Here is a 12,352-nt window from a genome sequence, read left to right as displayed (position 1 = left end):
TCATAAAGAGGCGATGATGAACATGGATTTCAAATTCGAACTGACGCGCCTTCTGGAACTCATTGACGCGCATCTGCGTAAGGCGACGCCGAACGCCACTCAATCACTACAACTCAACACTGCCCGCTTAAGTAGCAAACCTATCAAGGACAGCAGACTCGAAAACCAAAACTTTTGGGCGACCAAAGCGACCATTGAATCAGCAAGAAAACAACTGGCCAGCGCCCCTGAAAATATCAGGCTGATGGCAAGTTACATTTCAGTGATCGCACATGAGCTGGACTGGTACAAAAAGCCGAACACCGTCGACGACCCAGAGTTTCATAAGAATCATTTCAACGCCATAATTTTTGGAGAGAGGGGACTGGCAACTTGCGAAGACCTTATGCTCGGCGTTACGGTGATGCACCCTCATACTATGTATCCCAAACATCGACATAGACCGGAGGAACTCTACATTGCGTTATCGGAAAGCGAATGGTGGCAACCAAACCAAAACTGGTTCGCCCCGGGAGTCGGAGGAACTGTTCACAACCCATCAAATTCACTCCATTCGATGCGCTCTGCCGGCACGCCCCTTCTAGCACTCTGACTCATGTACGGCGACCCGTACTTTGCTCCCGGATCAGCCTAACTCTACTATTCATTATTCAACTGGAGTTTAAATGAAGTTTAAATCCATTCAGCATTCCGTAGCGATGCTGGCCGGGGTAAGTGTGCTCGCCGTTGCTGCCGCTCTAGTCATGTATGCACTTCATGCAGGATCCGAAACTCAGATTCTTGTAGAAAACAGCACTAAAAAACTCCTAGAAGAGTCCACAAAATACCGACTTAGATCGCTGGCTCTCGCGAAAGTAGCGCAAGTTCAAGCTGAACTCGCATACCCTATGATGATTGCTAAAACGGTCGCTCAGACCAATTCTTCGCTAAGTACAAATAACGACGATCAGCCTGCATCCAATCAAAGATTGCGAAAGGAGATGACCAACGTTACCCACAAAATTTTGCTCGAAAATCCAGAGCTCATAGATCTGTATACCGCGTGGGAGCCGGGTGCCTTCGATCAGAAAAAGTTTGGCACCTCTGAAGTAGATTCGAAGAATTTAGGGAGATTTACCCCCTGGTGGTACCGCGACTCCTTCGGACAACCTCAGCTTGCTACACTCGGCGACGAGCTCGAAAGCCAGAAGATGCTCCCTACTGGCGTACGCGAAGGTGAGTATTACTTGTGTCCACGAGAAAGTCTCTCCCCCTGCGCAATCGATCCGGCACCATATGATGTTTCAGGTAAGCCGACCCTGATGTCCAGCTTCAATGCCCCCATCATCTCTGACGGGCATTTCCTAGGTGTGGCAGGCGCGAGTCTATCGCTGGCGTTTATCCAACGCCTCATTTTACAAGCTAACCAGGAACTCTACGGTGGCGCTGGCAAGGTCGCTTTACTGTCCAGCAACCTGCGCATCGTCGGGTTCAGTGCAGACGACAAGATTTTGGGTGGGGATAGCCGCGAAGTGCTCAGCGGCACCCTGCAAGATCTTGTTCAAATGGAGATGACTGACGACGGTGTCTTCAAGATTGATCGAGAGAACGGTCGTATCTATCTGTTGCAGCCCTTCAGCGTAGAGGGCTCCAAACCTTGGCTGCTTGTGCTCGACCTGCCTGTCGATGTGGTGATGGCTGACCTGCATAAACTAGAGAGCCAGCTGAGTGGAAGGCGAGCAAACGACATCTGGGGAATGATTCTGGTAGGGCTGACAGTCTCGCTGGCCGGCCTGGGGGTCATCTGGTTGATCAGCTTTGGCATCGCGCGACCAATGCGCCAAATGGTCGCAATGCTCGATGACATTGCCCAAGGCGAAGGGGATCTGACTCGCCGCCTGGTTTCCAGCAGAAACGACGAGCTCAGAGCGATTGCAGACGGATTCAACGCGTTCTTATCCAAACTTCAATCAACGATTCACCAAGTCACCTCATCTGTCAGCGGGCTGCGCAACTCCTCTCAGAGCACCGCCAACATTGCCGCTCAGACAAGCTCTGAGGTGCAAAAGCAGCTCGCCGAGATTGAACTTGTGGCCACGGCAGTGCATGAGATGACCGCGACAGCCCAAGATGTTGCGCGTAACGCTAGCCTAGCCGCCCAAGCTGCTAATCACGCAGATGAGGCAGCTGCAGATGGAAAGCGCATCGTTCATTCCGCAGCAGAGGCCAGCGCTCAGCTTGCCTTTGAAATCCAAAAGGCCGCCCAGGTGGTCGAGCTTCTGGCAAATGAAAGCGAAAGCATCAGCGCCATCCTGGTAACCATCAGCGGCATCGCAGAACAGACAAATCTCCTGGCGCTTAACGCTGCAATCGAAGCCGCACGAGCTGGGGAACAGGGTCGAGGATTCGCGGTGGTAGCAGATGAGGTGAGGCACTTGGCCCAACGAACCCGAAAAGCGACTGACGAGATCCAAGCCATGATCTCGCAACTGCAGCAAGGAACCCAGCAAGTGGTAGAAGTCATGACGCAGAGTAAAACCCGCACGGATGTTACGCTTCGGCAGTCCGAAGAAGCTCAGAAAGCACTGGAAATCATAGCGCAAGCGGTAACGGTTATTAGCGACATGAATGCGCAAATTGCCAGTGCCGCTGAGGAACAAAGCTCTGTGGCAGAGGAAATCAACCTGAACGTGAGCAACATTGGATCAGCCGCAAACTACGTCGCAAAAAATGCAGGGGATGTCTCCCTCGCGAGCATCGAACTGTCGACGTTGGCTGAAAAACAGCATGGCCTTATGAATGTCTTCAAGGTCTGAACAACCTGCCCCTACAAATGCAATCCCTTGAGTATCCCTTGGGGCACTCTGCCCCAGGATTCTCAATCCACAATAGCTGAGACCAAGGCGGACTCTTTTTTGCGCTGCGGCTTATAGGCATAGATATGGAGCTGATCTTCTATCGCCTTCAGCGAAGCGTCCTCAAGGCAACTCACACCCATTGCCTAGTGAGGGTGGCCAAAAAATCAAAACGTCAGCTTGAGCCAACAGGTTATGGCCATTGGCTTACATCCGCCGCGCCCTTATGACCTTCATAACTACCACCTGCGATCTCCTGAGTCGGACACTGATAGACGAAGGCATTGCGCCGGCTGAGGTGAGCAGGCGACAGGAAACCAGCGTTTCCGCGAAGCGGCACTGGAAACAGCAGACATATCCAATCAGCCCTGATCGTCGTTAGCCTGGTTAACGAGCAGATCGAAATCGGTTTATAACCGAGCGATTAGGCCCTAACAGGCATGGAGTTTCCGATCGAATTAGCTCTAGTGCCCTAGCCTGGGGTTGGGTTCGTGGCGCCCATTTGGACATCGACTGCAATGTCCATCGAGCGCAACGCGATCCACAACGCCACTACCCCTTCCGTATCGTCCAATGATCGACCGGTTATCTCCTCAATCCGACGTACGCGGTAGATCAATGTCTGCTTATGCACATTCAGCATCTGCGCAGATTTTTGCCAAGAACGGTTTTGCTCCAAAAACACCCGCAACGTGTGGATGAGATGGCTACCATTCTGCGCGTCGTAATCGGCCAGGCTACCAATGACTCGACGATACATTCGGCTGGCTTGCTCCAGATCGCTGGGTAGCCAGAATGCTTCATCCAATGCGTTGGCATAGTCGACGACTTTGCGAGCTTCGGTAGAGTGTGCGAGTGCAAGACGAGCCTCTCGTAGCGCCTCAGGTGCCCTGAGCCCCTCACTGAGGACACCACTGACACCTAAACAACACCCCAACACCGTTTGGAGCGCCTCGCTTGAGGCCGGGTCGGCCACCAAGATTACCAGCTCATCACCGGCCTGCCTGGCCAACATTTTCACGCGCAGCCGACTCAACTCCAGTTGCCAATCAACCGGAGCGGCTTGATCTAACCGAGCAAGTACCAGATGCGAGCAACCTGGCGGACAACCCAACTGCTCAAGACGCTCCTGCGCTGCTCGCTCAGTCAGTCTCATATTCAGAAGATCGTCTACCAGCTCAGAGCCCAATCGCAGCGTACGCTCGTGCTCACTTTGGAGACGCTCCAGCTCGATTGCCAGCACCGAAGCAATATGGTGAAGAATGCCGTAATCCAGCAACTGGCCACCCGTGGCAAGCAACGCGCATTCCGGGAGCGCCGGCAGCGCCATCACCAATGCTTCGCTATCACCGTCATGACAGCGTGTCAGATCGTAGGTGAGCCGTGCACGCGAACTGAGCACTTCGCGCCACCGCTCCGGCAAGGGCGCCAGCCCCTCTTGCCAGGGGCACAAGCTGCGCGTATCGAACAGATAGAGCTCAGCTGAAACGTCTGCAGAAAGCCTCAGCAACAACCCATTCAAGCCAAGATGACGCAACCCGATCCGGGCGCTCTCATAGAGCCGCACAACTGCACGGCGACGTTGATCTTCGGTTTGCTGCCTGGCGTCCAGAATGGCTTTCGTAACGGCGGAAAAGGGCACGGAGTAATGGGTGATCAACACCGGAAAACCCAGGAGGGATGCCTGATCCTGAAGGGCTGAGATGTCCTCGGGCGCCTGCATGTTCTCCCCGATCATCATGCCTGCTAGTTTGGCGTCGGATAGTCGCGTCACGTATGCCCTTTGCTGCTCACCATCACGGGGTATACCGATGCCCGTTGTCATCAGCAAATCACCCTCACCCAACCATTCGCTTGGGTCTGCCAGCTCACATACATGGGCCCAGCGCAGGGTTCGCTGCGTACCCTCAATGCCAGTCAGCAACCGGGTGCGCAGCGATACGTTGTCGATGATGTCCTGAATGCTGAAAGACATGGTCATGCTCTGCCAGGCTGAAGATGCAGAAACGCCCAGCGAGGCTGGTGACAAGCTGCCACCAACCCCGCCGGACTCAGATCCCACCCTAGCAGCGACGCCTATTGGGCGTCGAGCCAGAACTGTGCTTGGAGCGTTCAATCAAGTTGCCATGCTCAACGACGCTGATTGTTGAAGAGATCGCCCCTTGGTCTCCGGTGCCCAGGCCAGGCACACGAAGAACGCTAGCAACGTAATCCCTGCGCCAATCATCAATGTCGCTTGCAGACCAATAGACTCGATGCCAATTGGCGTCAGGTATGTACCTGTCGCTGCACCGATCCGACTGAAACCTACAGCCACACCGACCGCAGTGGCCCGCACAGAAGTCGGGAACAGCTCATTGGGGTAGATCCACTCCAGGATGCTCGGCCCGCCCGAAACGAAGGCATAGAACGCAAAGGCGCCGATAATGAACCAGGCCGGTGCGTCCGCCCACAGACCCAGTGCGAATAACGGAATCGCCATCAACGCGAATGGCACCAACACCATAGGGCGGCGCCCCCAGGTTTCCACGAGTTTAAGCGCCGGTATGACACCAATGGCAAACAGCGTGGCGATCAGAAGCTCTCCCAAAGTCGACGCGTTTGCGCCTTTGATACCGGCGGAAATCAGGATCATGCCGCCGAAGGTGTAGAGCACGTACTGAGGGGTAATCTGAGCAAAGTAGAGTACGCCGCACATGATGGTGCGCTTCAGGTAACCGCCCGAAGAAATCATTTTCAGGTCGGCCAGCATGGAGCGAGGACGACCACCGTCATTGAGTTGATCAATGTCGTGCTGGGTGATCTTCACCGACTTGCCGTAGACCTGGCGAATGACCTCTTCCGCTTCCTTAACACGCCCCTTGCTGGCCAGCCAGCGCGGCGACTCAGGAATGCCACGGCGCATGATGACGACGATCAGACCGACCACAGCACCACTAAACAGCATCCAGCGCCACAAGCTGTGATCGCCACTGAACTTCACAACCAGGTAGCCCACTACGAACGCCGTCATCGCGCCGACCGACCAGGCAAGACCGGAAAGTCCAATCATGAAACCACGGCGTTTCGAAGGCGTGAACTCAGTGAGCAGCGAGGTTGCGATCGGGTAATCAGCGCCCACAGCCAAGCCGATAACGAAACGCAGTGCAATGAGCTGCCAGGCATCAGTCACGAAAGCGCTCAGACCGCAGGCGACGATGAGCACCGTCAAATCCAGGGCGTACATGGTCTCTCGACCAATCCGGTCGGTGACGGCTCCGAACACTGTGGCGCCGAAGAAAATGCCCAACAACGAAGCAGCGCCGATGAGACCAGTCTCAACGGGCGATGCCGGGATGTCATGGGCGAAACCGATCAAGGCAATGCCAATCAGGCTGAGGATGTATCCGTCGAGGAAAGGGCCACCGCAGCAGGCAAGAAGAAGCTTGCGATGAAACTTGGAGACGGGCGAATTCTCGATGATGTCGAACACGCTCATATAGCGACCTTTCTTATTGAAATTATGGGAGGTGCGAAGGCCGGTCAGCCGACGATGAAGTAGTGCTTGGTCACGGTTTCCTCGATTTGCCACACGCCTGTAGTGTTCGGCGGGAAGTAAACGGCGTCGCCCGCCTCGAAATGAATGGCCTCCCCTTCGTCAGGCGTGAAAATACCTTTCCCGCTAATGAAGTAGCTGTATTCAGCCTGGAGAACCTGACGCCTCCAGGCACCTGGGGTGCACTCCCAAATGCCCAGCGAGAAACGTGGGTCTTCAATGACATCATCAAGGGCAACACGGGTTTGGGAAACCAAATCACCCAGTGGTTGGGCGACTGGGGTGGAAACCGAGAACCTGGTGTCGGCTGCAAGGCGTTTAATGATCGGGGTCATGTCGTTGGCTCCTGTATGGTCAGGCTTTGTCTTCAAGGCCGGCGGGAGCAAGCCCTGCCAGCATTCGGTCAATAGCGGAGGGTCGAGCACCGCTCATCTCAGCGCGCTCTTTGCGAATAACGGCATTTCTGACGACGCTACCGCCCCAGTAGCGGAAAGGTTCTGGGGGGAATGTCTTGCAACTGCGCCCGACCAATGGGCACGTGCTCCACTCGTCTTTGACCCCGAGGGCCAGGCTGGCAAGGATCCGGCCACCGAGTCGGCTAGGGCCCACGCCATTACCGCTCCACCCGATTCCGTAATGGATGTTCGGGCTGCCGCCCAAGGTGCCGAACACCGGAAGGCTGTCGTAGGTGCGATCAATGGGGCCTGACCAGGCGCTTGTAATCGGGGTGGAAGCCAGGCTCGGATACGTGCGACGGAAGTCAGCTTCCGTCAATGCGATGCTCTCTGGGTGGCTGCTGAAGGTCTCGTCGATTTGCGAACCATAAGCCAGTGCCCCTGTACCTTTGCCAAACGCGATGCGTCCATCTCGCGTGGTGCGGTAGTAGTCCACCATCAACTGCGAGTCGGTAATCGATTGCTGCCCTGTCCACCCTATTTGTTCTAGCCGCGATGGAATCGGCTCACTCACCACGATGGAGCTATTTACCGGAACAATGAGCTTGGCCAATTCGGGAACCGACGCCGCCCAGGCATTGTTGGCGAGCACCACTGAACGGGCACTCACGTGGCCTTTGGTGCAGACGAGGCGTACGGGATTGCCCGGTTCAATACTACCGACAGGCGTTTGTTCGAAAATACGAATACCGGCCTGAAGGGCTACTGCTCGCATTCCGCGAACCAGGGCACCCGGTTGAACGGTAGCGTTGCTGCGCTCGAAAACCCCAGCCAAGTGCACGTCAGAGCCAGACATCTGCGCAACAGCATCCTTTGTCAGGCGTTCGAAGGGGGCAGCGCCAAGTCGAGCACACGATTCAAGCGTACTGTTCCAGCTATCAATATGAGCCGGCGTTGTCGCCGTCCAGAGCCAGCCTCTACGCACATAGTGCGCATCAATCTGATGCTGCTCACAGAACTCGCCCAACTCAGTGATGGCGTGTTCGGCAGCATGCGCCAAGAACAGTGCTTGCTCCTTGGTACAGAAGCTCAGCAGGGAGCCGATCTTGGGCCACCAGGACATGACAAATCCGCCGTTTCGTCCGGAGGCCCCGCCACCACAAATATCCTGCTCCAGTACCACAACGTTGATATTGGGGTCGCGCTCCTTGAGGGTGAGCGCCGTCCACAGCCCCACGAAACCACCGCCAATGATAGCGACGTCGGCGTCGTGTTCACCTTCCAGAGCCAATGTGGGTTGTAGGTTTTCCTGCAGACTCTGCAGCCAGTAGCTACGCGTCAGAGGGCGAGAAGAGGCCAGGCGCATGGGAGGAGTTCCACTGTGTTGTTTTGCACAGTTTCACGTTGCCTGGGGGCATAGCCTATTGGTCGTAATTAGGAATCGCGAAGATCGGACTTATAAGATCGCACGAAGTGGAGCGCAGCCTTTGCCGTCCTTGCCCAGCATTAGAAAGAGCTTTCAGGGCACGGGCTCCGCAGCATTTGCCCGTCCCGCTGATCTCGGACGAAGTAACCATGGCTCAAACCTAGCGGGCCGCCCGGGTTACTGTGCAGCGCGAGGGCGGCCTCTCGGCTCAGGTGGGCGGTTAACGGCAACCATGAACAGCTCTTGGTAGCACCTTCCTCACGCCTGCGTCGGAGGGCGGTTCTTCCAGAGATTCGCGTAGCCCAGGAACTCTGATTGCGGCGTTCGAATCACCCTCCAGCTAGCTATTTGCCTGAGATTTTCCCGGCGACGTGCCGTCGTGACCACGCGCCGTCGCTCCGCGCGTGATACGCCCACGAAGAAAGTGCCGCGACTCTAATGAGAGTCACCGAAATAGGCCTGATTTTCGACACCAATCAAAAGAGTGACGCTGCAGTGGGCCAATCCTAGCCCAAACTCTTATCCAGCGTATTGACGGGTACCCCTTCCACGTCTTCGTTTCGCTAAACACTGCTTAACTGCATACAGAGTGGTTGCGACGCTCATCCACTTTCGCCAGGACTGATTGAGTCGTCGCCGTCACAAGCCGTCACGTTCATTTCTCGTGAAAAACCAGACGGCCATTACTACATACGAGATGCAGCCCGACACATACAGAACATCAATGATCGCACCGCTCATCTCAGACCTCCGCAACATTAACGTCCTTTCCAGCCTCCTTGGTTTTGAGTTGGACGAGACTTGTTCCGTGATAGTTGGATATTGCGGATGATACGTTTGCGTAACGCGCCTGCAGCTTGGTGCGCCAGTGATCTCGCACGCAGCTCAAAACATTTTCCAGCTCATCAGACTCCACCAACTTGGCGAACCTAGGTTTAGCAAGGTGTCGAGACACCGCTGCATAGGCTCTACCCGCTGCCAAGAGTCGCTCATAGTGATATCTAACCGAATGGGCTTTATTCAGCTGCTGCGAGCTTTTGAAACTGCAATGAGAAAGTGCATCAAACGACTTTAGTGCCGCTAACGATGACGGTTCTAATTGGTCATGCCACGCATAGATAAACTCCTGGTGATGCATCAAGGTGGCAGCGCTTACAAGCGTTCTGGACTCTGCGCATATACTCATGATCGCATTGGAGGCCAAGCGAGACGCTGGTATTTCTTCGATGATACACCCCGTGAAAGATTCGCGACGCACCAGGAAAATCAACGTTGCCAAACTTGCCAGCATGCTTCCGGCAATCAAAAGCACGGCGAGCTCAAGAGCCTCAATTTGAGCCTCAGCCACCGTGGCCACCCAGATACTCAAGATAGCCAGCTGGACACAGACTGAAACCGCGCAATACCCGAAAACTTGTTTGCGAGTCAGAACAATTTTTTTCATACGAGCCTCCATCACCCAATAACCGAGGCTATTGAGGGGCATCGCGACAGAGCGCGATGATTTGCACCATTAACATATTTTCAGGACACAGAGAGTTTGAGAAACGCAGATTTCTCATGCCGCGGGGGGAGGAGAATACTCACAGGCATAGCTAAAGCCCCTCAAACCGAGGAACCCCATTACCATCAATTGTAGGTCGATAATTATCATCGCACCCTCCAGCAAGTTGGGGAACGACATCTTGGACTAACGAAGGTCACGATCGCCAGGTCAGCAAGAGAAAAGCCAAATCGTTACCGGGCCGAACATTGCGTTCCAATCAATGAAGATACAGCGGTGGCCCAGCATATAAATGCAAAACTAAACCTCGAATACTAACTGCAACAGGCTATCTTACCGGCTGTTGGTTCGCAATAGGCTGAGTAATTCCGAGCCTCTATACCGAAAGCCGGCACTGATCTTAACCGGGTTCCAGGCCTTTGAATTTCGCCACTTGCAAAGCCTAAGCCCGGCATCCCATCGCCATTAAAAAAATTAGTAACGCTTTGTGTCTTAAAGGGCCCGTCATCCCAAGGGGTAGAAGCCTAGAGGCATTTAAACCTCGCGCAATAGGCACTAAACTGCTGGAGAAGCGAGGCTTTCGTTTCACGCGCGCCAACTCAACAAAGGATTCTCACAGGCCCATATGAACCTCACCCACCTTTTCGTGAATCCACAACCACTGCCCCTGAAGGACGGCAATCCACTTTACGATCCGTGGGTCAAGGTTCACTACAAACTGCGACTACACCTCTCTTATGGAAGAACCACTTACGCATGGTACGAATATTCCTCTGATGGAAAATGTCTAAGCCGATTCCCTTGCAAACATGGATGCGCCCCCTTGGAAAGGGCATCCTTGGAATTGAAGAGATGCATCAGGTTTTCGGGCACATGCTCTGCTGGCACGTTGCCGGAAAAATCACAAGGAGGATGGTGTGCTGGAACTGGTTCGACGAAACGCAAAGGAGCAGTTGCTGCCATGTCTGCGTGACGAGTCCTTCTAGGTTCCCGACGCGAAGGTCGAAGCGCTACTGCCGCGCCCACTGCGCAACATCATCTGCGTAGGTCGCAACTACCACTAGCAGACCAAAAAAGCTCTTGAGTTTCGTGTTCAAGGCGAGCGATGGGAAAGGTAAGTCATGGCCAATTTTATTCAAAAGATTCCTGAAGACCGTCACTATGACCAAGCTTGTCGATGACACGTCTCGAGCGGCACAGGCTGTAGCATAGGAGAACTACTAAACTCTGGTTTTCTTTGCCCCGACAAACCTTTTTCACGATAAAACGCTCACCGGATTTTTATGGGACGGTGATTTAATTCTGGCTTTTGGGCGAAGCAACTAGGCGATCCGAGCTAAGCAGTTAGATGAAAGCTCTGTGAATGTCGTCACGACCAACTGACCTCCTCCACGTCGGCTGTCCCAATTCACAGTCCCGCGTGCTAAATTGTTTTGCTGCCAAAAACGCCGCAGTCCATAGCTGATCGGCCAGCCATTCATCTCAGGTTGTATGTATCATTTCTTATCATATGAGGCGCAGTGTTACCCAACGCGACCGTAAGCCTGATTTTTCAAGATGTCATCACCGTCGTCCTCAAACATCACGCCGATCCAACGCGTGCGCTGCATGGTTGATACCTGGACGAAAAAGCAGTTCTCGCACAGGTGGAGCTCGTACGTCTCACCGCGATGTGATGAGCCCTCTCCCCATGACGCATGCATCGTCCCGAACTGCAGCTCGCCGGCCGCAACGCGTGTTGAGTCTCCACACATGTCGCAGATGACATCTGTGACGGTACCTGGATCGGTCTCGCTAACGACCTTCATCTGCTATTCCCCCTCGCCGCTGCCAGTTGGTGAATCACCAGAGCAAAAGCTCAGCTGACATTGCTAGTGCTGAGCCTTCGAGCCCCCTCTCGCACCATCTGCTGCCCAGTCGCAGACAACGTATGTGCTGTTGAGGGTGCGCGCGAATACGTATCCCTTGAGCTCTTCGTAAGTCACGATGTTGGAAGTGCGAATGGGATCGCCATCATCAAAACGCCGCTCCTGGTCACCGAAGACTACTCCTCTCAGGAAGAGCTCATTCGGCCCATACTCAACCGAAGACAAGTACGCCGTGACCTCCAAATCGAAATCGATCTGCATCGCCTTGGCTACCGTGCTGGGCATGGCCGATGGCGAGGCATCGATGATCTTGGATGTGGAAAGCGGTGCTCGTTGTTTAACCATGTGCATCCTCCTAGGTGGCTCCATCAAGCAGCTGGCGAATCTGGTTTGTCAGCACTGGCAATAAGCGCCCTCAAACTTCTCCTCCCCAAGCCTCGCTTGAATGTGGCCAGTACGTAGTTGCCGCTTTTCGTGAACGCCACCCAAAACCGTCCGAACTTTCGCAATTCGTAGATCGGTGCGGTCTGCAGAATGTGCCCGTCCGCATGCTGCTCGTAGGGCCCTGGATCGTTGTGGCCAAAGACGATTCCTGCGGCGCACTCTGACGAGATGAACACATCGCTCAGGTAGGCAGTGATCGGCACCGGATACTTCTGCACCATGGCGCAAGCGATTCGCTTGATCTGGAAATCCGAGAACTCTTTGACGTGATATTCGATGACGACTTCGTCTGACATTCGTTATCCCTACTTCTGCCGCTGGTGTTCGTCGCTCGCACAGCGTCCCA

The 12,352-nt window shown here is 54.5% G+C and carries 10 protein-coding genes; 2 read left to right on the top strand and 8 right to left on the bottom strand.

The window, feature by feature from the left end; genetic code table 11:
- Positions 1-16: 16 nt before the first annotated feature.
- Together F3J44_RS23385 and F3J44_RS23380 are read left to right on the top strand one after the other, a co-directional pair.
- Positions 17-592: a dimethylsulfonioproprionate lyase family protein gene (locus tag F3J44_RS23385; protein WP_167276448.1), complete on the top strand. Its 576-nt coding sequence runs from the start codon at positions 17-19 to the stop codon at positions 590-592.
- A 73-nt stretch (positions 593-665) separates the two neighbouring features.
- Complete coding sequence (locus F3J44_RS23380) at positions 666-2,795, top strand: methyl-accepting chemotaxis protein (RefSeq protein ID WP_167276445.1); 2,130 nt, start codon at positions 666-668, stop codon at positions 2,793-2,795.
- A gap of 511 nt (positions 2,796-3,306) precedes the next feature.
- Here F3J44_RS23380 and F3J44_RS23375 read toward each other — a convergent pair.
- The 8 genes from F3J44_RS23375 to F3J44_RS23340 form a co-directional block, all read right to left on the bottom strand.
- The gene (locus F3J44_RS23375; protein WP_167276443.1) at positions 3,307-4,809 is read right to left on the bottom strand and encodes a PucR family transcriptional regulator; all 1,503 of its coding nucleotides are present in this window, start codon (positions 4,807-4,809) and stop codon (positions 3,307-3,309) included.
- 141 nt (positions 4,810-4,950) lie between these two features.
- A complete protein-coding gene (locus F3J44_RS23370) occupies positions 4,951-6,312 on the bottom strand; it encodes an MFS transporter (RefSeq protein WP_167276440.1) in 1,362 nt (453 codons plus the stop codon).
- A 44-nt stretch (positions 6,313-6,356) separates the two neighbouring features.
- On the bottom strand, positions 6,357-6,704 hold the full coding sequence (locus F3J44_RS23365; RefSeq protein ID WP_167276436.1) for a cupin domain-containing protein: 348 nt from the start codon (positions 6,702-6,704) through the stop codon (positions 6,357-6,359).
- A gap of 19 nt (positions 6,705-6,723) precedes the next feature.
- Positions 6,724-8,130, bottom strand: coding sequence for an FAD-binding oxidoreductase (locus tag F3J44_RS23360; protein ID WP_167276434.1), 1,407 nt, complete (start codon positions 8,128-8,130; stop codon positions 6,724-6,726).
- A gap of 802 nt (positions 8,131-8,932) precedes the next feature.
- A complete protein-coding gene (locus tag F3J44_RS23355; protein WP_167276431.1) occupies positions 8,933-9,634 on the bottom strand; it encodes a hypothetical protein in 702 nt (233 codons plus the stop codon).
- 1,583 nt (positions 9,635-11,217) lie between these two features.
- Entirely contained in the window at positions 11,218-11,502 is a 285-nt protein-coding gene (locus F3J44_RS23350; protein WP_167276428.1) for a hypothetical protein, read from the bottom strand.
- A 63-nt stretch (positions 11,503-11,565) separates the two neighbouring features.
- A complete protein-coding gene (locus F3J44_RS23345) occupies positions 11,566-11,907 on the bottom strand; it encodes a hypothetical protein (RefSeq protein WP_205300097.1) in 342 nt (113 codons plus the stop codon).
- Positions 11,908-11,930: 23 nt separating this feature from the next.
- Positions 11,931-12,302, bottom strand: coding sequence for a hypothetical protein (locus tag F3J44_RS23340; RefSeq protein WP_167276426.1), 372 nt, complete (start codon positions 12,300-12,302; stop codon positions 11,931-11,933).
- Positions 12,303-12,352 lie beyond the last annotated feature (50 nt).

The sequence above is a fragment of the Pantoea sp. Tr-811 genome (genome assembly GCF_011752535.1).
Lineage (GTDB): Bacteria > Pseudomonadota > Gammaproteobacteria > Pseudomonadales > Pseudomonadaceae > Aquipseudomonas.
This window is presented reverse-complemented; position numbering and strand designations above follow the sequence as displayed.